Consider the following 22,003-nt stretch of genomic DNA (forward strand, 5'->3'; position numbering starts at 1 on the left):
GAGTCGGCATAGCTCAACTTGACTGCCGAAGGGGAGATCATGGCTTCGACGTCCACAACGCTCAGCCTGCCCGTGCTGCCGCTCGACGGCGAGGTCGTGCTGCCGGGGATGGTTGTTCCGCTGGACCTCAGCGATTCCGATGTCCGCGCCGCGGTGGAGGCCGCCCAGGCCGCCGCCCGCTCCGAACCGGGCAAGCCCAGGGTGCTGCTGGTGCCGCGCATCGACGGGACCTACGCGAGCACCGGTGTGCTCGGCACCGTCGAGCAGGTCGGCCGACTGGCCGACGGCGACCCGGGCGCCCTGATCCGCGGCGTCGACCGCGTCAGGATCGGTGCCGGGACCACCGGACCGGGCGCGGCCCTGTGGGTGGAGGGCACGCGGATCGAGGAGGACGTTCCCGACCCGCTGCCCGGCCATGTCGCCGACCTGGTCAAGGAGTACAAGGCGCTCGCCACCAGCTGGCTGCGCAAGCGCGGCGCCTGGCAGGTGGTGGACCGCGTCCAGGCCATCGAGGACGTCTCCGCGCTCGCCGACAACTCCGGGTACTCGCCGTTCCTGACCACCGAGCAGAAGGTCGAGCTGCTGGAGACCACCGACCCGGTGGCCCGGCTGCGCCTCGCCACCCAGGTGCTGCGCGACCACCTCGCCGAGCAGGACGTCGCCGAGTCCATCGCCAAGGACGTCCAGGAAGGCGTCGACAGGCAGCAGCGCGAGTTCCTGCTGCGCCGCCAGCTGGAGGCCGTCCGCAAGGAGCTGCGCGAGCTGAACGGCGACGCGAAGGACGGCGAGGAGTCCGACGACTACCGGGCCCGCGTCGAGGCCGCCGACCTGCCCGAGAACGTGCGCGAGGCGGCCCTCAAGGAGGTCGACAAGCTGGAGCGGTCCAGCGACCAGTCGCCCGAGGGCTCCTGGATCCGCACCTGGCTCGACACCGTCCTCGAACTGCCGTGGAACGAGCGCACCGAGGACGCCTACGACATCCGGGGCGCCAAGTCCGTCCTGGACGCCGAGCACGCCGGTCTGCAGGACGTGAAGGAGCGGATCACCGAGTACCTGGCGGTGCGCAAGCGGCGTACGGACCGCGGCCTCGGCGTGGTCGGCGGGCGGCGCGGCGGTGCCGTGCTCGCGCTGGTGGGCCCGCCCGGAGTGGGCAAGACGAGCCTCGGCGAGTCGGTCGCGCACGCCATGGGGCGCAAGTTCGTCCGGGTCGCGCTCGGCGGTGTGCGGGACGAGGCCGAGATCCGCGGCCACCGGCGCACCTACGTGGGTGCGCTGCCCGGCCGGATCGTGCGCGCCGTCAAGGAGGCCGGTTCGATGAACCCGGTCGTCCTGCTGGACGAGATCGACAAGGTGGGCTCGGACTTCCGGGGCGACCCGGCCGCGGCGCTCCTCGAAGTGCTCGACCCGGCCCAGAACCACACCTTCAGGGACCACTACCTGGAGGTCGAGCTCGACCTCTCCGACGTGGTGTTCCTCGCGACCGCCAACGTCCTCGAAGCCATCCCCGAGGCCCTGCTCGACCGCATGGAACTGGTCCGGCTCGACGGCTACACCGAGGACGAGAAGGTCGTCATCGCCCGGGACCACCTGGTGCCGCGCCAGCTGGAGCGCGCCGGACTGGAGCCCGAGGAGGTCGTGCTGGACGAGGGCGCGCTGCGCAGGCTGGCCGGGGAGTACACCCGGGAGGCGGGCGTACGGAACCTGGAGCGCTCGATCGCGCGGCTGCTGCGCAAGGTGGCGGCCCGGCACGAACTGGGGGACGAGGAGCTGCCCCTGACCGTGCGCGACGAGGACCTGCGCGCGCTGATCGGACGCCCCCACCACGTGCCCGAGTCCGCCCAGGACCCGGCCGAGCGGCGGACGGCGGTTCCCGGTGTCGCCACCGGGCTCGCGGTCACCGGCGCGGGCGGCGACGTCCTCTATGTGGAGGCGTCGCTCGCGGACCCCGAGACGGGCGCGGCGGGCCTGACCCTCACCGGTCAGCTCGGTGACGTGATGAAGGAGTCGGCCCAGATCGCGCTGAGCTTCCTGCGCTCCCACGGTGCCGAGCTCGAACTGCCGGTGGGCGACCTGAAGGACCGGGGCGCGCACATCCACTTCCCGGCGGGCGCGGTGCCCAAGGACGGACCCAGCGCGGGCATCACCATGACGACCGCGTTGGCCTCGCTCCTGTCGGGCCGGCTGGTCCGTACGGATGTGGCGATGACGGGCGAGGTCTCGCTGACCGGGCGGGTGCTGCCCATCGGCGGGGTGAAGCAGAAGCTGCTCGCCGCGCACCGGGCGGGGGTGACGACCGTGATCATCCCCAAGCGCAACGAGCCCGACCTGGACGACGTCCCCGCGGAGGTGCTGGACACGCTCGAGGTGCACGCGGTCACGGACGTCCGCCAGGTCCTGGAGCTGGCGCTCGCGCCGGCCGCCGACGGCGCGGACAGCCGGGTTCCGGTGGCGGCCTAGCCTCCACCTCGACGGGCCCCCGCGACAGGCCCCCGGGCAGGTGTGCGATCCGCGCGCCTGCCCGGGGGCCTGTCCGAACCGTCGAGGGGGCCGGGGGGCGGTATCGCACGAAGGCTGCGAAATACTGTCGGAGCTGCGGTGATGGCGGCGTTGGCGGTGGTGAAGGCGTTTTGCGGAACCTTCCAGGAACGGGAAACCGGGGCAGGGGTGCTCACGTGCACGAGGACGGAAACGGCGAAGGGCGTGCGGACGAGTCCGGCATGCCCACGACCGGTGGGATCGAGGGCGCCGCGGGCCACGGCGCCGGGAGCCCGGGCGGCGCGGACCCGAGCGGCGCGGACCGGGAGTTCCTGTCCCTGGAGCGCGAGCTGACCGTGTTCCTGCGGCGGGCCCGCGCCAACCAGGGCGAGATGGCCCGCGAGGTCCACCCGGACCTGGAGCCCGCGGCCTACGGCCTCCTGGTCCGCCTGGACGAGTTCGGCCGGCAGCGCGCGACCGCGCTCGCCGCCTACATCGGCGTCGGCAAGGCCACCATGTCCCGCCAGCTGAGGGCCCTGGAGGAGCTCGGCCTGGTGGCCCGCGAACCCGACCCGGCCGACGGCCGCGCCTGGCTGGTCCACCTCACCGAGACGGGCCGCAGCCGGGTGGGAAGCGTCCGGGAGGCGCGCCGCGCGCGCTATGTGCGCCAGCTCTCCCACTGGGACCGCGGCTCCGTGGCCGAACTGGCGCATCTGCTGCACCAGCTGAACCTGAGCATGGAGAAGTAGAAGGGGACACCGGCGGCACGCGCGGCGGCTCGCGTCACAGGCGTACGAACACCACGGTCGCGTCGTCGTGCGTCTTGCCGCGGCCCGGACGCCCGCGCTCGGCGCGGTCGGCGCGGTCGGCGGCCTCCAGCACCCGCACCCGCTCCACCAGCGCGGCCGCCCCCTCCTCGCGCACGTAGGTGAACAGCTGCGTCCAGTCGCCCTGGTGGAACGTCTCCGTCCAGCGGGTCGCGCCGTCCGTGAGGGCGGCGAGGGCGCGCACCGCCGTGCGGGGCAGTTCGCCGGCGACCGCGCGCGCCGCGACCGAGGGGTCCGCCGCCGCCGTGAAGAAGCCCCCCTCCTTGTTGCGCACCGTGGCGTCCACGATGGCGTCGGTCGCCAGGGAGGCGCGCGGCAGCCTGGCGAGACGGTCGTCCAGCAGGGCGGTGACCGTACCGTCCGGGCCCTCGGCCAGCAGCACGGAGTCCGACAGGACCAGATACTCCACCGTGGCCTCGGACCAGCGGGCGACGACCACGGTGGTCTGCGGGGTTCGCGGGTGAGAAAGCTCACAGGTCCCGGCGTGCGCCTCGGCGGTGCGGGCGATGGCGGCGGACAGGACCTCCCGCAGGGTCAGATCTCGCCGGGAAACGGACAGTTCGGTCAGCGCGCCGCCGAGTCGTGCGCAGAACCAGTGGACGGAATGCAGACAGTTCCCGTTCCCCGGAGGTGGAGTCACCCCGTCCAGCACGACCAGCGCCCCGCCCTGCCCCGACGCCGGAACCGCGAGTGCCGCGAAGTCCTCGTTGGGGCGCCCCGGGTCGGCGGCCTCGGAAATCAGTTCAGTGCGCATTCGGCCAGTCTGCACGACCCCTTCACAAGGGGTGTGAACGGCCGGTGATGATTGCCGAATCGGTGTGACCGAGCAGGTCAGCCGCCTGTTTTGGCCGGGAATGATCGATTCCGGTAGGGCGTGACGGCGAATCCTGCCAAAGCGCGCCGCCCACGTCCAACCGGCACGCCCTGAGGGGCCACCGCACGGGCGTGGTGAACTTGCCCACCAACTCGCCCCCGGGGTTCACTCCTTCGGGTGGCGGGTCAGGTGAAGCGGGACCTCTGCCCACTGGCACTGGGATGGTCGGAAGCCGTCGTACCGGGTCGACATCCCAGTTGACGGGCCGTCACCCGGGTCCATGGGTACACGAGTCAGGAATGCGAGCACCGGTGCAGATGAAGCGGCCTCGGCGCACAGGGAAGCAGACGACCCCCGACCAGGACGCTCCGTCCGGATCCGCGGGTGCCGGCCGTCCCACCCGTGTGCGCAACCGGCTTGTCATCGCGGTCGCCGTGGTCGCCGCCGCGATCGCCGCCGCCGGGGCGCCGAGCATCCTCGCGGCCTCCGGGCAGGTGAGCGACTCCCAGGACCTGGTGACGTTCGCCGGGCAGACCGGGGACGCCCTCTCGCTGGCCCACGCGCTCGCCGACGAACGCGACGGCGTCACCGCCTGGGTGGCGGCGGGACGGACCAAGTCCAAGGCGCCCGCCGAGCAGCAGAGCGCCCGGGTCGATCGCGAGGTCGAGGACCTGCGCGCCGACCCGGACATCCCGGCCGCGCTGCGCAAGGACCTCGACGACGTGAGCGTCCTGCGCAGGGCCGCGCTCGTCGGCAAGAGCACCGCTCTCGAAACGCATCGGGCGTACTCCGCCGCCATCACCGAACTGCACGCCCTCGCCGACCAGCTGGCCGAGAGGATCCCCTCCCGCGCGGGCTCCGGCGGCTACCCGCTCGCCGATCTCGACAGCGCCGTCCAGCAGTCGGCGGCGGCCCGCGGGCTGCTCCTCGCGGCCCTGAACGTCCCGCGCACCGCCCAGAGCGCCGTCGACCCGGTCACCGGCCGGCAGACCACCACCTGGTCCTCCTCGGACGCCGACGCCAAGCAGCGCGACGAGCTCACCGCGGCCGCCCAGCAGGCCGCCGTCCGCTCCGCCGCGGCCCTCGCCGACTTCCGCGACAACGCGCCCGCGGCGGCCAGGAACTCCTACGACTCCACCGTCACGGGGTCCGACGCCACCGCCGCCGAGAAGTACCTCGCGCAGCTCACCGACCAGCCCACCCTGTCCGACGACGACCTCGGCGTGAACACCAGGAAGGTGGACGACGCCCTCTCGGCCCGGATCGAGATGATGCGCGGTGTGGAGTCCTCTCTCTACGAGAGCCGCGGCCGCGACCTCGCCCACACGCGCGACGACGACGTCACCGCGCTGGAGATCCGGATCACCGTCCTCGGCGTGCTGATGCTCGTCGCCGTCGGCGTCGCCATGGGCATGGCCCGCAGCCTCACCCGCCCCCTCGCCGTCCTGCGCCTGGGCTCGGCCCGGCTGGCCGCCGACCCCGCCACCGGGGAACCGGTGCGCTTCACCGGGCGCAACGACGAGTTCGCCCAGGTCGTCCGATCCGTCAACGCCCTGCACGAGCACGCCGTCGGCCTCCAGGAGCGCCTGTCCACCCTGGAGGTGGACCGCAAGCACCTGATCGGCCAGCGCCAGGCCATGGCCGACGAGCGCGCCACGCTGCGCACGGAACTCGCCGAGGCCCGCGGGCATCTGGAGCAGGTGCGGCACAGCGTCCACTCCACCTTCGTCAACCTCGCCCTGCGCACCCTCGGCCTGGTCGAGCGCCAGCTCTCCGTGATCGAGGGGCTGGAGGACCGCGAGCAGGACCCGGAGCGGCTCGCCACCCTCTTCAAGCTCGACCACTTCGCCACGGTCATGCGCCGGCACAGCGAGAACCTCCTCGTCCTCGCCGGTACCGAGCATGTGCAGCAGCACGCCGGCCCCGTGCCGCTGGTCGACGTCGTGCGCGCCGCCGTCAGCGAGATCGAACGCTACGAGCGGGTCCGTATCGCCGCGCTGCCTCCGCACGCGCACATCGCGGGCTTCGCCGCCGACGACCTCTCGCACCTGCTCGCCGAACTCCTGGAGAACGCGACCTCCTTCTCCCCGCCCGACATCGAGGTGGAGATCTCGGGCTGGCTGCTGGAGAGCGGCGAGGTGATGCTCTCCGTTCAGGACGAGGGCATCGGCATGACCACCGAGCGGATGCGCACGCTCAACGGCCGCCTCGCCGAGTTCGAGCCGGAAGAGCCCTACGACCACGAGGGCGGCGAGGGCCTCGGGCTCGGGCTGTACGTGGTGGCCCGGCTGGCGCACCGGCACCAGGTCAGGGTCCGGCTGCGCGAGCAGAAGCAGGGCGGTGTCGCCGCCGTCGTCGTCCTTCCCAAGCCCCTGCTCTCCGCGGCACCCGCCGCGGCCGTGCCCGTCACCGGCCCGGCGTCCTCCGGCGCCCACGGCCCCTCCCTGCCCGGCGCGGACGCGGAGGCCAACTCCAACGTCCTGGCGGGCCGCGCGCGCACGGCGATCGGCCGGCAGCCCGAGGGCGACCCGCTGATCGCGGCGGCGGAGGCGGCGGTACGGGAACAGGACGAGGAGGAGACGCGGGAGCCCGCCGAGCGGGTCGCGGCCGAGGAGTCCGTCGCCGCCCCGGCCGGGGCGGACGAGGCACCCGCCCGGGACGCGGCGGACGTGCGGCCCGCGGTCGCCGCCGGGCCGGGCAGGGACGCGGACGTGGAGTTCGGCCCCGAGACCACGATGGAGCTGCTGCTCCCCTCGCCCCGGACGGACGAACCCGCCGCCACGCCCGGGATCCCCGCGCAGACCTCGGCGGACCCCTACGCCACGGGCCCCGACGCCCCCAGCCCCTACGGCACCGGGCCGCATCCCACCGGTCCCCGCCCCACCGGCCCGCACTCCGCCGACCCCTACGCCATCGGCCCCGACGCCCACGAGCGCATCGCGGACGGCGGAGGGCAGCGGTCCGCCCCCGCCCCCTTCCCACAGGAGGAACCGGGCACCGAGGCGCGCACGCAGCGGCACACCGAGCAGCCGCGCGTCCAACCGCGACCGGAACCGCGTACCGACCCGCGACCGGAACCGCGTACCGACCCGCGACCGGAACCGCGTACCGAGCCGCGACCGGAACCGCGTGCCGAGCCGGAACCGCGTACCGAACCGCGTGAGGCCCCCGGGGCACTGCCACCGGAGACGCCGGCCCCCCGCGTCACCGCCAAGGGCCTGCCCAAGCGCACCCCGAAGGTCTCCGCGCCCGCACCGGCCGCGAAGCCGCGCAGCGGTGGGGTGGACGCCGACGCGCTGCGCCGCAGGCTCGGCGGCTTCCACCGGGGCGCGCAGGAGGGCTACCGGCACGCCGAGGCGGAGACCGCCGAGCGGACCGGCCAGATGCCCGCCCCCGCCCCCGGTCGCGGCCCCCACCGCTCGGCCGAGCCCCCGGCCCCCTCGGGCTCCCCAGACCCCTCAAGCACCACGGCACCACCGCACCATGCGACACCCGGCACTGCACAGGACGTAGAAGCAACGGGGGGCACCGTCGAGGAGGCAACCAGTTGACCGCGCCCAGTACCTTCGGACTGAGCAGTGAGGCCCGCAACCTGCACTGGCTGCTCAGCAACCTCGTCGAGGAGGTGCCGGGCCTCAAGTCGGTCGCGGTGGTCTCCTCCGACGGCCTGCTCCTGCTCTCCTCCGATCCCGGCAGGAACGCGGAGGCCCGCGCGGGCCAGGACATGCGTCCCGGCGGCCCCAGGGGCTCTTCCGCCGACCTCGCCACCATCGTCTCCGGCATCGGCAGCCTCACCATCGGCGCCGCAAAGCTGATGGACTCCGGCAGGGTCAAGCACACGATGATCGCGATGGACGCGGGCAGCGTGTTCGTGATGTCCATCAGCGACGGCTCGCTGCTCGGCGTGCACGGCTCGGCGGACTGCGACATGAGCGTGGTGGCGTACCACATGGCGCTCTTCGTCGGCCGTGCCGGACACGTCCTGACCCCCGAGGTCCGCAGCGAGCTGCGCAAGTCCCTGGAGACCGAGTCGGTGGGGAGCCGGTGATGAACAGCGCGTCGAAGAGGCTTCCCGTGCGCGGTGGTGACCGCAAACCCGCCCGGGTGCGCCCCTACTCGCTCACCGGCGGCCGCACCCGCTTCGGGCACGTCCTGCTGGTCGAGACCTTCGTGGCCGCACTGGACGCCCCCGAGGAGCGGCGCGAACTGGCGAACGACTCGACCGGCTCACCGCTCGGCCGGGTCATGCCCGAGATGCGGGCCATCGTCGAACTCTGCCGCCGTATGCGCACGGTGGCGGAGATCGCCGCGCTGCTGAGGATGCCGCTCGGAGTGGTCCGGGTGCTGCTCAGCGACCTCGCGGACCAGGGAAAGATCCGTGTGTACGGAACCGGTCACGGCTCGGGACAGCCGGACCGGGCTCTGCTGGAAAGGGTGTTGAGTGGACTCCGTCGTCTCTGACGCCTCCCCGGGCGTCTCCCCCCTCCTGGACGCCTCCCCGGGCGTCGTCCCGCTCCCCGACGGCGAGGAGCATCCGCACAGTTGGCAGACGGACCGTACGCGGGCCCCGATCGCCACGAAGATCGTGGTGGCGGGCGGCTTCGGCGTGGGCAAGACCACGCTGGTGAGCGCCGTCTCGGAGATCACGCCCCTGACGACCGAGGCGCTGATGACCGAGGCCAGCGAGGAGACCGACGACCTGACCGGGACGCCGGACAAGCTGACCACGACCGTGGCCATGGACTTCGGCCGGATCACGCTCGACGACGACCTGGTGCTCTACCTCTTCGGCACCCCGGGTCAGCAGCGGTTCTGGTTCATGTGGGACGACCTGGTGCGCGGCGCGATCGGCGCGGTCGTCCTCGCGGACACCCGGCGCCTGGCCGACTGCTTCCCCGCGCTCGACTACTTCGAGAGCAGCGGGCTGCCGTACGTGGTCGCGGTCAACCACTTCGACGGCAGTGAGCGGTTCGAGCCGGAGGACGTGCGCGAGGCCCTCACCATACCCGGGCACATACCCGTCATGATCATGGACGCGCGTCGGCGCATCTCCGTGATCGAGACCCTCCTGGCCCTGGTCGGTCATGCCCTGGACCTCACCCCCGAGTAGCCTCCGTGGCTCGTTCGGCTCTCCCAGGACCTGCCGTCCCCATGGTGCTCGCGGCGCCGCCCTCGTAAGGTGCGTGCCGTCGAGGCTCCCCCAACGCCTCGTCGGCTTAGGCCCGTTCTCCCCCCGTCCCGGTTCTCCCCCGTCCGGGAAGCCCTGGTGGCGTCCTCAGCCCGCGCAGTCCCCACCGCCTCCGTCGCGCCCGCAGTCCCCGCGGCCGGCGTAGCCCGTAGTCCGCTTAGGAGCACTCCCCGCATGCGCAAGATACTCGTCGTCGGAGCCGGTCAGTCCGGTCTCCAGCTCGCCCTCGGCCTGCAGTCCCACGGGTACGAGGTCACCCTGATGTCCAACCGGACGGCGGACGAGATCCGCGCCGGCCGGGTCATGTCCACGCAGTGCATGTTCGACACGGCGCTGGCGCACGAGCGCGACCTCCAGCTGAACTTCTGGGAGTCCCAGGCCCCGAAGATCGAGGGGCTCGGCGTGTCCGTGGCCGGCCCCGAGTCGCAGCGCGTCATCGACTGGGTCGGCAGGCTCGACGGCTACGCGCAGTCCGTCGACCAGCGGGTGAAGATGGCCGGCTGGATGGAGACGTTCGCGCAGCGCGGCGGCCAGCTCGTCATCCACGGCGCGGCGGTCTCCGACCTCGACTACTTCTCCCGCACCTACGACCTGGTGCTGGTGTCGGCGGGCAAGGGCGAACTCGTGTCCATGTTCGGCCGGGACGCCTCCCGCTCGCCCTACAGCGAGCCGCAGCGCGCCCTCGCCGTCTCCTACGTCCACGGGCTGGGGCCGCGCCCCGAGCACCCGGACCACGACGCGGTGCGGTGCAACCTGGTGCCGGGGGTGGGCGAACTGTTCGTGATGCCGACCCTGACGCTCTCGGGCCGCGCCGACATCCTCTTCTGGGAGGGCATACCCGGTGGCCCGCTCGACGTCTTCAAGGGCGTCAAGGACCCGGCGGAGCACCTCTCCCTGACCCTGGAACTCATGGAGCGGTTCACTCCCTGGGAGTACGCGCGGGCCACGAAGGTGGAGTTGACCGATGCGGGCGGCACCCTGTCGGGCCGCTACGCGCCCACGGTCCGCAACCCCATCGGCCGGCTGCCGGGCGGCGGACTGGTCCTCGGCGTGGCGGACGTGGTCGTGGCGAACGACCCGATCACGGGCCAGGGCTCCAACTCGGCCGCCAAGTGCGCCGCGGCCTACCTCGCCTCGATCCTCGAGCACGGGGACAACGAGTTCGACGAGGCGTGGATGCGGGCCACCTTCGACCGGTACTGGGACACGGCTCAGCACGTCACCAAGTGGACGAACGCGATGCTGGGCGTGCCCCCGGAGCACGTCCTCAACCTGATCGGCGCGGCGGGCCAACTCCAGCCGGTGGCCGACCGCTTCGCCAACGGCTTCGACAACCCGGCCGACTTCGAGAACTTCTTCTACGAGCCCGAGAAGACCCAGGCGTACCTGGCGTCGGTCGCCGGGGCCTGATCCCCGCCTTCGCGGCCCCGGGGACACCGTCACCGTCCCCGGGGCCGCGCTCATGACCACCTGGTCGGGGGGAGCGGCGGCGGGACGTAGGCGGGCAGGGGCTGGGCTCCGGGGTCCGGGCGGACCGCGCCGAGCACCGGGTTGGCCGCGATGGGGGAGACCTTGACGGTGGTGCCCGGGCGGGGCGCCTGCACCACCATGCCGTTGCCCAGATACAGGGCCACGTGGGTGGCCTGCGGGAAGTAGACCACCAGGTCCCCGGGCCGTAGCCGCGTCAGCGGTACGTGGCGCAGCTGCGCCCACTGCTGCTGACTGGTGCGCGGGATGGTGCGTCCCGCGTTCTGCCATGCCTGCGAGGTCAGCCCCGAGCAGTCGTACGACGCCGGGCCCTGGGCGCCCCACTGGTACGGCTTGCCGATCTGGTCCACCGCGTAGCGCAGGGCGCGGTTGCCCTCGGGGGACGGCGGGCGGTTGTCGTCGCCCAGGGCGCCGGAGGACACCAGGCCGCGTTGCGCGGTGGCCGTCGTGGTGGTCTCGAACGCGTCCAGCGCGGCCAGCTGTTCGGGGGTGAGTGCGGCCAGCAGCTTCTCGATGTCCTTCAGCTGCTTCTCCACGTCGTCCCGGTTCCGCTGCTGTTGGCCGGCCATGGTGAGCTGCTCGTCCAGGGCCTTGCGCGCCTGCCGGGCCAGTGTGTCCGCCTGCCGTTCGGCGCCCGCCAAGTGCCGCACGCTGCCCAGCCGTTCCCGTACCAGCCGGCCGATGACATGGCTCTGGTCGAGCGCGTACTGCGGATCACGGGAGAGCAGCAGGCGTACGTACGGGGAGATGTCCGCGCTGCTGCTCTGGTACTGCTGGCGGGCGAGCCGGCCGACCTCGCTGCGGCTGCTCTGCAGGGCGAGCCGGGTACCGGCCAGCGACCTGTCCAGCCGGTCGACCTCGGCCTGCTTCTTCTTCAGCACCTCGGCGGTGGCGTCGTACAGCTCGGTGGCCTGTTCCACCTGGCGGTAACGCTGCTGAAGGTCCGTCAGCAGGGCGCCGACCGAGGTGGTGCCGGCGGGCGGGGCGGTGGGGGAGGTCGAGCCGACGCCGAGGCCGAGGCTCGGGCTGGGCGTGGGTACCGGGGCGGGCGGCGCGGTGGGAGCGGCCGGGGCGGTGGGGGCCGCCGGCGCTGTCGGGATGGTCGGTGAGGCCACCGCCGGGGCCGGCGCCAGCAGGGCCGAGGTGGTCATCGCCGCCGTACAGGCCCAGCGCGGCAACCTTCCTGACATGCCATCACCTCCGCTGCGGAGGCGGCCGGTCCACCTCGCACCGGCAGGATCGGGCGCCTGCCCGCCGGGCGCGCTCCGGGTGGGCGGTTCGGCTCAGTCAGGTCACTCGTCGGCGGCGTCCGCGCCCGTGCCCGGCGTGGCGTCTGGCGCGGCGCCGGGTGCGCGGTGCGGTTTGCTCCAGGGCCAGCGCGGGCCGCCGCCGTGGCCGCCCTCGGGGTCGTACTCGTACTTCCAGCCGCGTGGCAGACCGAGCCGCTTGGTGCGGGACGCCTCGACGCGGCGGTAGACGAGGACGGTCGGGGGGCCGCCGGCCGCGTCCGGGACCGGGACGCGGTAGGTCTTCGGCGGATGGCCGGTCGGGCCGAGGAGGACGGGGAGGACCCGGCCGTCCAGGGGACCGCCCACGAACAGGGTGTCTTCGCTCTTCACGGCACCAGTGTCCCTCCGGCCGCCCCTCCGAGGACCCTCGGCCCGCGGGAGCCCGGAGAGCCGCGGAACCCGCCCGGTCGACCCCCGCCCCTCGACGTGCGCGGAGCGCGCACCCGAAGGGGCGCGGGGAACTGCGCGAGCAACCCCCACGCACCCGTGCCCGGCAATGCGCAGCGACCCGTGCCCGAGCCTGGCAACGCGTGGCGACTCGCGCCCGGCAACGCGCAGCGCCCTGTGCCCGGCCGCCGTCACAGCAGGTGGGTGGCGTCTTCCAGTACCGGAAGCACTCGCCGCACCAGCACCCCGATCGGCCCCTGCGCGCTCTCCAGCGCCAGCGCCGCCCGCAGCACCGCGGCCGTCTGCGGGTCGCGGCCCGAGGCCGCCACCAGGCAGGCCACGAACTGCTCCACGAGCACGTCCCGCAGCTCGTCCACCGGCGGCTGCTTGTCCTCGTCCAGCCAGATCAGGGACGCGGCCTCCACCGCGGTGATCCACGTCCGCACGGTCATCCGCAGACGCGCCCCCGGCTCCGCCACCCCGAGATGACTCAGGATGTGCTCGGCGGCGGCCCTGCGCACCCCGTCCACGATGGCGGTGGTGCGCGACGTCTCCACCACGCTCCCGCCCTGGAGCAGCGCGCTGAATCCGGCGTCGTGCTGGTTCACGAACGCCAGGTAGCGGTCGAGCGCGCGGCCCAGGCGCCAGGAGAGCGGCCCCTCGGGGGGCTCGGCGAAGCACTGTTCGAGCTCGTCGGCGGCGGAGCGCAGCGCGGCCTCGTACAGCTGCTGCTTGCCGCCCGGGAAATAGCGGTACACGAGAGGCCGCGAGACCCCCGCGGCCTCCGCCACGTCGTCCAGCGAGACCTCCTCCGGCGCGCGGTGCGCGAACAGGGACAGCGCGGCGTCGAGCAGCTGACTGCGCCGCTCCTGCACACTGAGCCGACGGTACGCGCGCGTGGGGGCCTGGGAGGTCATGCTGGGCAGCGTAATCGTGTCGCCGGGGCGGAGGGCAGGCGCCGATACGGCCACCCGGCGCGGGGAGGCGTTCAAGCCAGCAGACCCGACGCCCTCCACAGACGGCGGCCGGCGCCGCGCAGGACGCCGATGTCGTCGAGGAAGTCCGTCAGCCGTTTCGCGCCCGACTGCATGACCTCACGGCGGTGCCCGCTCTCCTTCACCTGCGCCAGGGCCTCGTGCCTGTCCAGGCCGACGTTCGTGTAGACCATGGGGTTCACGAACGCCTTGGAGAACACCCGCGCGAACTCGCCCGAGGTGACCCGGGTGAGTTCCCGGGACCAGCGCGGGGCGGTCAGCATCTGGCGGCGCAGCTCCTCACGCGCGTACCGCACATGGCGGGCCTCCTCCACCACATGGATGCGCGTGACCCCGCGGACCAGGGGCTGCACCCGCTCGTCCGGGAAGGTCAGCCGCTGCATCCAGTCGAGGACCTCCTCCCCGAGCAGCGTGGCCGTGAAGGAGCCGGGGGTCGTGGAGACCGTCTTGAAGACGCGGCCCAGCGTCTGGTGGGCCCGGCTCACCGGGTACCAGGGCGTGTCACCGTGCGCGATCAGCCGGGCGAACATCTTGGAGTGCCGGCACTCGTCCTCGATCTCGGTCAGCGCGTAGCGCACGTGGGCGCTCGTCGCGGCCTTGTCGTAGATGTGCCGCACCAGCAGCTGGATCAGGATGATCTCGAACCAGATCCCGAGCGAGGCGAGCGCCGCGCCCTCGTGCTGCGACAGCAGGACGCGCTGCTCCTCGCTCATCCGCTTCCACAGCGGGGTGTCGTACAGGGACACCAGCTCCGGGGGCCAGAACCACATGCCCTCCTCGAACGGGCTGTCCCAGTCCAGCTCCTTGTCGGGATCGAAGGAGTGCTTCGCGGAGGAGGCGAGCAGCCGCTCCGCCACCTGTTCCCGGTCCTTGAGCAGCCCGAGCGCGTCACGCAGCACGTCCGCCTCGGTCACCTCGCTCGCGCCCGCCGCGTCGCTCGTATCGGTCACGGTCGTCATCGTCGTCCCCACCACATCGTCATACGAGCCGCCTTACCGGCGGTCACATCTTATGAGACTGCTTGTCAGCAAGGACGTCAATCCCTCGCGTGCGACTTGTTGACGCGGCGTCTACCGCGTGTGAGCGTGGGCGGTATGCCGACGCATGAGGTGTACGCCAATGAGCCGGGGGAGCCCCTCTGGCAGGTTCCGGCGAGCGGAGCCGCACGGTTCAACTGGGAGTACGACGGCGGTCGTGACCGGCTTCTCGCCCTCTACCAGAAGGGCAAGGACAAGCAGTGGGACGGCCTGAAGCGGATCGACTGGGACCTGGAGGTGGACCCCTACGATCCGCTCGGGACACCCGACGAGGTGCTCACCCTCTACGACACGCCGTACTGGGCGAAGATGACCGACCGGGACAAGGGTGAACTGCGCAAGCACTACACCTCCTGGCAGTTCAGCCAGTTCCTGCACGGCGAGCAGGGCGCGATGGTGTGCGCGGCGCGGATCGTGGAGTCCGTGCCCGACCTGGACGCGAAGTTCTACTCGGCGACCCAGACCATGGACGAGGCGCGGCACGCGGAGATCTACAGCCGCTTCCTGCACGAGAAGATCGGCATGCTCTACCCGATCAACGACAACCTCCAGGCCCTGCTGGGCGACACCCTGCGCGACAGCCGCTGGGACATGCCCTACCTGGGCATGCAGGTGCTCATCGAGGGCCTGGCACTGGCGGCCTTCGGCATGATCCGCGACACCACCGACAAGCCGCTGCCCAAGCAGATCCTGGCCTACATCATGCAGGACGAGGCACGGCACGTGGCGTTCGGGCGCATGGCCCTGCGCGACTACTACAAGCAGCTCACGGACGCGGAACTGCGCGAACGCGAGGAGTTCGTCATCGAGGGCTGCTACCTGATGCGCGATCGGCTGCGCGGGGTCGAGGTGCTGGAGAACTTCGGCATCCCCAAGGCCGAGGCGGAGGAGCTGAGCGAGGGCGCCGAGTACCTCCGGCTCTTCCGTCAGCTCCTGTTCAGCCGGATCGTCCCCTGCGTCAAGGACATCGGCCTGTGGGGCAAACGGCTTCAGCAGGCGTATGTCGACATGGGTGTCTTCGAGATGGGCGACTCGAACCTGGACCTCCTCATGGCCCAGGACGAGGACATCGCCGAGAAACTGGACGCGGAGCGCTTCGCCGCGCAGGAGCGGGAGCGGGTCGCGGAGGTCGCGGAGGCGATCGAGGAGGGCCGCCGGATCGGCGGCTGATCACCGGGCCGGCGGGGACTGGTCGACACGGTACGCCGGGCACGCCGGTCGCGCCCGGCGGACTCCGGCGCGCGGGAGTGGTCGGCAGCGTCGCACGCGACCGGCCGGTGGCACGCCAGCCGATGGCGCGCCAGCCAGCGGCACGCCGGGTACGCCAGCCGCGCCGGGTACGCCGGTCGCGCCCGGGGGACTCCGGCGCGCGGGTGCGGTCGGGAGCGCCGCACGCGAGCGGCCGATGGCGCGCCAGCCGATGGTGCGTCGGCCAGCGGCACGTCGGCCGCTGGCACGCCAGCCGGTGGTGCGTCGGCCGCGGTAGCACGTCGGCCGACGGCGCGTCGGGCTCCTGGGCGGTCTCGCCGTGACCGTGTGCCGCCCGGCCGTCGCCTGCCCGGGCAGGCGGTCAACGGCTAACGGCTCTGGCCCGGTTGCTCCGTGGCCAGGACCGCCGCCATCACGTCGCGGGCGATCGGCGCCGCGATCCCGCCCCCGCTGATCTCGCCGCGCCGACCCGCCGGGTCCTCCACCACCACCGCCACCGCCACCGCGGGCTCCAGCGTGTAGTCCGCCTGCGCCCAGGAGATGAACCAGGCGTAGGGGCGGCCCGAGTTGTCGACGCCGTGCTGGGCCGTGCCCGTCTTGCCGCCCACCAGGACGCCGGGGATCGCCGCGTTGCGGCCCGTGCCCGCGTTCACGGTGTCCGCCATCATCTCCCGCAACTGGGCCGCCGTCGTGGGGCTCATCGCCCGGCGCGGGGCGCGGGGAGCCGCCGAGGAGACCGTCTGGCCCGAACCGGTCGTCGTCCGCTCCACCAGGTACGGCGGGCTGACCGTGCCCCCGGACGCCACCGCCGCCGAGACCATCGCCATCTGCAGGGGCGTCGCCCGCGTGTCGAACTGGCCGATCGAGGACATCGCCAGCTGGGCGGCATCCAGCTTCCGGTCGAACGTGCTCGGCGCCACCGCCACCGGGATCCGCAGCCCCGCGTCGTTGAACCCGAACCGGCGCGCGGCGTCCGCCATCGCCCGCAGCCCCGTCTGCACACCCAGGCGCGCGAACACCGTGTTGCACGACCACATGAACGCGTAGCGCATCGACGCGTTCGCGCACCCGTTCGCCTCGTTCGTCAGCACCGTCTTCGTGCCGGGCAGCGGATAGGGGTCGGGGGAGTCCGTCGGCGCGTCCAGATGCGGCACCACCCCCGCGTCCAGCGCCGCCGCCGCCGTCACCACCTTGAACGTCGAGCCGGGCGGATACGTCTGCCGGATCGCCCGGTTCAGCATCGGCTGGGCGGTGTCCGCGTTCAGCCGCTTCCAGGACCGGGCGACCGAGTCCGCAGACCCGGACAGCAGCCCGGGGTCGTAGGACGGCGTCGAGACCAGCGCCAGGATGCGCCCGGTCGCCGGCTCGATCGCGGCCACCGCGCCCCTGCGCCCGCCCAGGCCCTGGAACGCCGCCCGCTGGGCCGCGTCGTCGAGGGTCGTCACGACATCGCCGCCGGGCATCCGCGCGCGGGTGACGCCGTGCAGGAAGGGCAGGGCCGACAGCGACGGGTCGCTGCCCGTGAGCAGCGCGTCCTGGGTGTTCTCCAGCAGCGTCGTCCCGTACACCTGCGAGGCGAACCCGGTCACCGGGGCGTACAGCGGGCCGTCCGCGTACGTGCGCTCGTAGCGGAACATCCCGTCCGTCCTGCGGGAGCCGGTCACCGCGCGCCCACCGACCACGATGTCGCCGCGCGGCGCGCCGTACCGGGCGATCGACTGCCGCTGGTTGGCCGGATTGCCGCCGTAGCGCGCCGACTCGAAGATCTGCACCCGGGTCGCGTTCACCAGCAGGGCGACCAGGAGCAGGACGCACAGGGCCGCCGCCCTGCGGATCGCGCGGGTGCCGCCCGCCCGTGCCGGATCCAGGCTCCCGCTCCCGGGCAGGCTCATGGCGTCGCCGTCCCCTCGCCCTGGCCGCCGGCCGAGTCGCTGATCCGGATCAGCAGGGCCACGATGATCCAGTTGGTGACCACCGAGGAACCGCCCTGGGCGAGGAACGGCATCGCCATGCCGGTGAGCGGGATCAGGCCGGTCACCCCGCCCGCGATCACGAACACCTGGAGCGCGACGATCGACGCGAGACCGATGGCCAGCAGCCGCCCGAACGGGTCCCGCAGCGCGAGCCCCGCGCGATAGCCGCGCTCCACCAGCAGGGCGTAGAGGAGGAACAGCGCGGACAGCCCGGCGAGCCCCAGTTCCTCGCCCGCCGTGGCCAGGATGAAGTCCGACTTGGCGGCGAAGCCGATGAGGATCGAGTGGCCGAGCCCGAGCCCCGTGCCGAGCGCGCCGCCCGCGGCGAAGGCGAACAGGGACTGGGCGAGCTGGTTGGGGCCGAGCCCCGCCTCGATCGACGCGAACGGATGCAGCCAGTCCGCGACCCGGGCGTGCACATGCGGTTCCAGTCGGCCCACCGCGAGCGCGCCGAGGACGGCGAGCAGCAGCCCCACCGCGATCCAGCCGGTGCGGCCCGTGGCGACGTACAGCAGCACCACGAACAGCCCGAAGAACAGCAGGGAGGTGCCGAGGTCCCGCTCCAGGACCAGCACGCCCACGCTCAGCAGCCAGATCGCCACGATCGGGCCGAGCACCCGGCCGGTGGGCAGTTGGAGTCCCGCGACCCGGCGTCCCGTGAAGGCCAGCGCATGGCGGTTGGCGGCCAGGTACCCGGCGAAGAACACCGCCAGCAGGACCTTCGCGAACTCGCCCGGCTGGATGGAGAACCCGGCGACCCGCAGCCAGATCCGGGCGCCGTTGACCGCCGGGAAGAAGATCGGCAGCGTGAGCAGGACCAGGGCGGCGACCACGCAGAGGTAGCCGTAGCGCTGGAGCACCCGGTGATGGCGCAGCACCAGCACGACGGCGATGAACAGCGCGACACCGACCGTGGACCAGTACAGCTGGGTGGGCGCGGCGCGGTCGCCGGGGGTCTCCAGGTCCAGACGGTAGATCAGCACCAGTCCCATGCCGTTGAGCAGCACGGCGATGGGCAGCAGCAGCGGATCGGCGTACGGCGCCCGCAGGCGCACCGCGGTGTGCGCGAGCAGCGCGAGCAGCCCGAGCCCCGCGCCGTAGCGGGCGGCCCCGGGCGGCAGGGCGCCGGACTTCGCGAGCCCGACGGCGCAGTAGCCGTACAGGGACACCAGGACGGCCAGCGCGATGAGACCGAACTCGACGCCACGGCGGCGCGGCGGGCGCGGTACGGGGGCGGGAGCGGGGACGTCCGCCGCCGTGCCCCCTCCCACCGGTCCTGGCGTTCCGGGCTGAGCCATGAGCGGAACGTAGCAAGCGGCGAGGGGGATGTCCCGTTTTGTGCGTGCAATCAGCCCGACGCGGTACTCCCCGGCGCCTGCGGCCGGGGCAGCGTCAACGCGGCCACCGCGCCGCCGTCCGGGGCGTTGGTGAACTCCAGCCGGGCCCCGAGCACCTCGGCCTGCCCGAGGGCGATCGTGAGCCCGAGCCCGTGCCCCTTGCCGCCGCTCTCGGTGCGGAAGCGCTGGGGGCCGTGCGCCAGCAGGTACTCCGGATAGCCGTCCCCGTGGTCCCGTACGGTCACCCGGGCGCCGTCGACCGTCAGTTCCACCGGTGCCCGCCCGTGCCGGTGCGCGTTCGCCACCAGGTTGCCGAGCACGCGTTCGAGCCGTCGCCGGTCCGTCTCCACCCGGGCGTCGCGCACCACCCGCACCAGGGTCCCGGTGCCGGAGGCGCGCACCACGCGCGCGGCCAGCGGTGCGAGCTGCTCGGTGGCCGGTTCGAGGCGCTCGCGCTTCGTGTCCAGCCGGGAGATCTCCAACAGGTCCTCGGTGAGGGTGCGCAGCGCGGCCACCCGGTCGCGCACCAGCTCGGTCGGCCGGCCGGGCGGCAGCAGCTCGGCCGCCGCGTGCAGACCGGTCAGCGGGGTGCGCAGTTCGTGCGCCACGTCCGCGGTGAACCGCTGCTCGCTCAGCAGCTTGCCCTGGAGTGTCGCCGCCATGGTGTCGAGCGCTCCGGCGACCGCGGCCACCTCGTCCTGGGGCCGCCTCGGGTCCCTCGTGTGGCGGTCGTCCACGCGCGCGTCCAGGTCGCCCGAGCTGATGCGCCGCGCCACCTGCGCGGTGGCCCGCAGCCGCCGGGTCACCCGGGTCACCCCGAACACCCCGATCAGCAGCGTCACCCCGATCGCCAGGGCCGAGGAGAGGAGGATCGCCCGGTCGAGCGCGGCGATGATCCGGGTGCCCGACGCGTAGTCGACCCGCACGGCGATCGCCCGTCCGCCGTCGGCGGGACCGGCCGCCCACATCGCGGGCCCCGGGTCGCCGGTGCCGACCATGGTGCCGCGCTGCCCGTGCGCCGCGAGGCGGCGCAGCCTCGTCGGGAGCCCCGGCAGCTCGACACCCGCGTTGGCGGGCAGGCGGTCGCCGGCCTCGTACGCCCGTGTCGCCTCCGTGAGCCGGCTGAGCGCCCGGTTGCGGGCCTCGCCCACGGTCCGGTCGGTGACCTGGACATGGACGAGCACCCCGAGCAGCGCGGCCAGGCCACAGCACATCACGGCGATGAAGGCGGCGGCCTTCCAGGTGAGCGCGGCGGTCCACCGGGGAAGCCGGACCTGCCGCCCGAAGGGACGGGCAACGGGGCCGTCCGGGGCGGTGAGCGGGGCTGGAGCGGCGGGGTCGACCGGGTCGGTGGGATCGGTGGGATGGATCGGATCTCTGGTCGGTCCGGTGGGGCTCTCGGGTTCCGCGGGGTCCACCGGACCGGCGGGGGGAGCATGGCTCCCGGGGGTCGCGTGGATCGCGGGGGCGGCGGGGGGCGCGGGGAGTGTCGCCTCCGCGGGGGGCTTCGGGGGTGCGGGCCGCGCGGAGTCCACCGGGCTCGCGGGGTCTCCGGTGCTGTCGGGGAGCGCCGGGTCCGTCGGGTCCGCCGTGTTCATCGGGGGCTCCTGGACGGAGCGGAGCCGAGTCTCTCGGGGCCGGCGGCGGAGACGGGGTGGCGGGTCGGGCGTGCGGTGCCCACGCGCAGGATCTCGTCCCGGGTCGCCAGCATCGCGTGCTGGTGCGGATCCCAGGACCACACCGTGCGGAACTCGTACCCCGGCAGCGTCGACGGGGAGCGGATGATCACGTCCCGGTCCGCCAGCTCCACACTGATCACACGATCCGAGGTACCCATCACCTGCACGACCCGATGACGCTCGACGGTGTAGACGCGCACCGCCAGTTGACCGCCCGGGAAGCGGATGCCCAGCACCATGTCGTCCCTCCCGTCCCCGGTGAGATCCCCGTAGTACGCCCGCAGCAGCGGGCACTGCCGCCCCGGCGCGCCCCGCCTGCCGCAGTCCCTCAACTGCCGCCCGGTCCGCGCGTACGTCGCGTTCGGGCCGTCGTACGCGTCCGGGTGCGCGGCCACCTCGGCGAGCACGACCGCCAGCGGATCCACCCGATGGAGGTCGTCACCCCGGGGAGTGAGGCCGCCCACGGTCACCGTGTCCGCCTCCCCGTAGTCGACGGCGGGCGCGGAGGCGGGGGACAACTGGGGCCACAGCCGCACCGGCCCGACCGCGGTCGGGGTGGGACCCGCCCCGCGCAGGGAGCCGGAGTCGCCGCACCCGGTCAGGAGCAGGGCGGTGACGGTGAGACCGAGGACCGCGCGCACACGGCGGAGGCTGGGGAACACGGGACACGTCCTTTAGATCACGTGCTGGCCGGTTCCTCACTCTATGGCCGCGGGCGGCCGGGGTGGCCGAGGTCGGCCCCGGGCGGCGTCAGTCCGCGCGTTCCTCCAGTTCCTCCAAGAGCCGTGCCGTGTCCAGGCCCGTCCGCAGATAGTCCACGAACAGGTCGTTGTGCAGCGCCCAGGGCCCGCGCCGGGCCCGGATCATGCGGATCGCCTCGTCGGCCGTGTGCCCGGCCCGGATCAGCGCCTGCCCCACCACCAGCCCGGAGCGGTTGTACCCGTGGAAGCAGCGGACGAGGACCCGCCGGCCGTCCTCCAGGGCGTCGTCCGCCGTCCGCGCGAGCCGTATCACGCCCGCGAGGTGCGTCCCGTCGAGCGGGCCGTCCGGGATCGGCCACACATGGTGCTCGACCCCCGCGTCCGGGCCGTGCCCCGGCAGCCGCAGCAGACTGAGCACGACATCGAACTCATGCCGTACGACAGCGAGTTGCCGCGCACCCGAACGGCCCGTGAACTCATGGCCGCCCATCCACAGGCCGGGCACGATCTCACTCCACGGGCTGCCCGGAGCGGGCACATCGGGTTGCTTCCTGCGGGTCCGCAACGGCGCCTCCCACTGAATCCCCAACTGCTCACAAAGGTA

Annotated in this window: 18 protein-coding genes; 8 read left to right on the forward strand and 10 right to left on the reverse strand. The window is 73.2% G+C overall.

The genetic code is table 11. From position 1 onward, the window contains the following. The first annotated feature begins 39 nt into the window (after window positions 1-39). Window positions 40-2,457, forward strand: coding sequence for an endopeptidase La (gene lon / locus AB0C59_RS12710; protein WP_363003557.1), 2,418 nt, complete (start codon window positions 40-42; stop codon window positions 2,455-2,457). Window positions 2,458-2,672: 215 nt separating this feature from the next. Further along, complete coding sequence (locus AB0C59_RS12715) at window positions 2,673-3,224, forward strand: MarR family transcriptional regulator (RefSeq protein WP_363003559.1); 552 nt, start codon at window positions 2,673-2,675, stop codon at window positions 3,222-3,224. Window positions 3,225-3,258: 34 nt separating this feature from the next. Here the strand turns inward: AB0C59_RS12715 and AB0C59_RS12720 are convergent, their stop codons facing one another. Then, window positions 3,259-4,056: a protein phosphatase 2C domain-containing protein gene (locus tag AB0C59_RS12720; RefSeq protein ID WP_363003561.1), complete on the reverse strand. Its 798-nt coding sequence runs from the start codon at window positions 4,054-4,056 to the stop codon at window positions 3,259-3,261. A 377-nt stretch (window positions 4,057-4,433) separates the two neighbouring features. Between AB0C59_RS12720 and AB0C59_RS12725 the strand changes: the two genes are divergently transcribed. The 5 genes from AB0C59_RS12725 to AB0C59_RS12745 all read left to right on the forward strand — a co-directional run bounded on the left by AB0C59_RS12725 (window position 4,434) and on the right by AB0C59_RS12745 (window position 10,714). Further along, complete coding sequence (locus tag AB0C59_RS12725; protein WP_363003751.1) at window positions 4,434-7,667, forward strand: nitrate- and nitrite sensing domain-containing protein; 3,234 nt, start codon at window positions 4,434-4,436, stop codon at window positions 7,665-7,667. After that, window positions 7,664-8,164 (forward strand): roadblock/LC7 domain-containing protein, encoded by a 501-nt coding sequence (locus AB0C59_RS12730; RefSeq protein WP_363003563.1) that lies wholly within the window; start codon window positions 7,664-7,666, stop codon window positions 8,162-8,164. Before AB0C59_RS12725 ends, AB0C59_RS12730 begins: the two co-directional genes overlap by 4 nt. Then, a complete protein-coding gene (locus AB0C59_RS12735; RefSeq protein ID WP_363003565.1) occupies window positions 8,164-8,577 on the forward strand; it encodes a DUF742 domain-containing protein in 414 nt (137 codons plus the stop codon). Before AB0C59_RS12730 ends, AB0C59_RS12735 begins: the two co-directional genes overlap by 1 nt. After that, on the forward strand, window positions 8,558-9,226 hold the full coding sequence (locus tag AB0C59_RS12740) for an ATP/GTP-binding protein (protein ID WP_363003566.1): 669 nt from the start codon (window positions 8,558-8,560) through the stop codon (window positions 9,224-9,226). Before AB0C59_RS12735 ends, AB0C59_RS12740 begins: the two co-directional genes overlap by 20 nt. A 252-nt stretch (window positions 9,227-9,478) precedes the next feature. Continuing rightward, window positions 9,479-10,714 carry a styrene monooxygenase/indole monooxygenase family protein gene (locus tag AB0C59_RS12745; RefSeq protein ID WP_363003568.1) on the forward strand — a complete coding sequence of 412 codons (1,236 nt, stop codon included), beginning with the start codon at window positions 9,479-9,481 and terminating at the stop codon, window positions 10,712-10,714. Between the two features lie 50 nt (window positions 10,715-10,764). Here the strand turns inward: AB0C59_RS12745 and AB0C59_RS12750 are convergent, their stop codons facing one another. The 4 genes from AB0C59_RS12750 to AB0C59_RS12765 form a co-directional block, all read right to left on the reverse strand. Further along, window positions 10,765-11,982, reverse strand: coding sequence for an NlpC/P60 family protein (locus tag AB0C59_RS12750; RefSeq protein WP_363003570.1), 1,218 nt, complete (start codon window positions 11,980-11,982; stop codon window positions 10,765-10,767). A gap of 102 nt (window positions 11,983-12,084) precedes the next feature. Next, window positions 12,085-12,411: a hypothetical protein gene (locus AB0C59_RS12755; RefSeq protein ID WP_363003572.1), complete on the reverse strand. Its 327-nt coding sequence runs from the start codon at window positions 12,409-12,411 to the stop codon at window positions 12,085-12,087. 248 nt (window positions 12,412-12,659) lie between these two features. Beyond that, on the reverse strand, window positions 12,660-13,385 hold the full coding sequence (locus tag AB0C59_RS12760; RefSeq protein WP_363003574.1) for a TetR/AcrR family transcriptional regulator: 726 nt from the start codon (window positions 13,383-13,385) through the stop codon (window positions 12,660-12,662). A gap of 71 nt (window positions 13,386-13,456) precedes the next feature. Continuing rightward, complete coding sequence (locus AB0C59_RS12765; RefSeq protein ID WP_363003753.1) at window positions 13,457-14,377, reverse strand: diiron oxygenase; 921 nt, start codon at window positions 14,375-14,377, stop codon at window positions 13,457-13,459. Between the two features lie 180 nt (window positions 14,378-14,557). Between AB0C59_RS12765 and AB0C59_RS12770 the strand changes: the two genes are divergently transcribed. Further along, window positions 14,558-15,670, forward strand: a complete 1,113-nt coding sequence (locus tag AB0C59_RS12770; RefSeq protein ID WP_363003575.1) for a ferritin-like domain-containing protein — start codon at window positions 14,558-14,560, stop codon at window positions 15,668-15,670. Between the two features lie 407 nt (window positions 15,671-16,077). On the opposite strand, the gene AB0C59_RS12775 is transcribed toward AB0C59_RS12770, so the two are convergent. The 5 genes from AB0C59_RS12775 to AB0C59_RS12795 all read right to left on the reverse strand — a co-directional run bounded on the left by AB0C59_RS12775 (window position 16,078) and on the right by AB0C59_RS12795 (window position 21,964). Continuing rightward, the gene (locus AB0C59_RS12775) at window positions 16,078-17,601 is read right to left on the reverse strand and encodes a penicillin-binding transpeptidase domain-containing protein (protein WP_363003577.1); all 1,524 of its coding nucleotides are present in this window, start codon (window positions 17,599-17,601) and stop codon (window positions 16,078-16,080) included. Beyond that, window positions 17,598-18,980 (reverse strand): FtsW/RodA/SpoVE family cell cycle protein, encoded by a 1,383-nt coding sequence (locus AB0C59_RS12780; RefSeq protein ID WP_363003579.1) that lies wholly within the window; start codon window positions 18,978-18,980, stop codon window positions 17,598-17,600. Before AB0C59_RS12780 ends, AB0C59_RS12775 begins: the two co-directional genes overlap by 4 nt. A 50-nt stretch (window positions 18,981-19,030) precedes the next feature. Then, complete coding sequence (locus AB0C59_RS12785; protein ID WP_363003755.1) at window positions 19,031-20,233, reverse strand: ATP-binding protein; 1,203 nt, start codon at window positions 20,231-20,233, stop codon at window positions 19,031-19,033. Between the two features lie 380 nt (window positions 20,234-20,613). Next, window positions 20,614-21,360 (reverse strand): hypothetical protein, encoded by a 747-nt coding sequence (locus AB0C59_RS12790; RefSeq protein ID WP_363003581.1) that lies wholly within the window; start codon window positions 21,358-21,360, stop codon window positions 20,614-20,616. An 88-nt stretch (window positions 21,361-21,448) separates the two neighbouring features. Beyond that, complete coding sequence (locus tag AB0C59_RS12795; RefSeq protein ID WP_363003583.1) at window positions 21,449-21,964, reverse strand: protein phosphatase; 516 nt, start codon at window positions 21,962-21,964, stop codon at window positions 21,449-21,451. Window positions 21,965-22,003 lie beyond the last annotated feature (39 nt).

Source organism: Streptomyces sp. NPDC048664 (assembly GCF_040650555.1).
Lineage (GTDB): Bacteria > Actinomycetota > Actinomycetes > Streptomycetales > Streptomycetaceae > Streptomyces.